The sequence below is a fragment of the Bradyrhizobium sp. Kon56 genome, assembly GCF_055807635.1.
Genome location: NZ_JBVVOU010000599.1, coordinates 1 through 240, shown reverse-complemented (window position 1 = coordinate 240; position 240 = coordinate 1). Strand labels below are relative to the sequence as shown.

The following is a 240-nucleotide window of genomic DNA, read 5'->3' as shown; positions in this document are numbered from 1 at the left end:
CGGGGCCTATGGCTACCATCAAAAAAGTGCACCCATCGCCAAGATAATCGGTGAGCAGGAGTTCAAGCCGCACCTGGATAAATTGCCCGAGGACGTCCGGGTTGTGGCCGATGGATTCAGTTGCCGGGGGCAAATACGCAACGTCAGTGGCCGACAACCGATGCACCTGGCGCAGTACCTGGCGATGATCCTGCGCTGAGGCGTAGAGCAGGCTTTCAAGGTGTGGAGAAGCACCCTGTC

1 protein-coding gene is annotated in these 240 nt (G+C 58.3%); it reads left to right on the top strand.

The annotated features are described in order from the left end of the window. A partial coding sequence (locus tag AC0L3B_RS40205) for a hypothetical protein (protein WP_473383588.1) occupies positions 1-199 on the top strand: 199 nt, incomplete at its 5' end. Between the last annotated feature and the right edge of the window lie 41 nt (positions 200-240).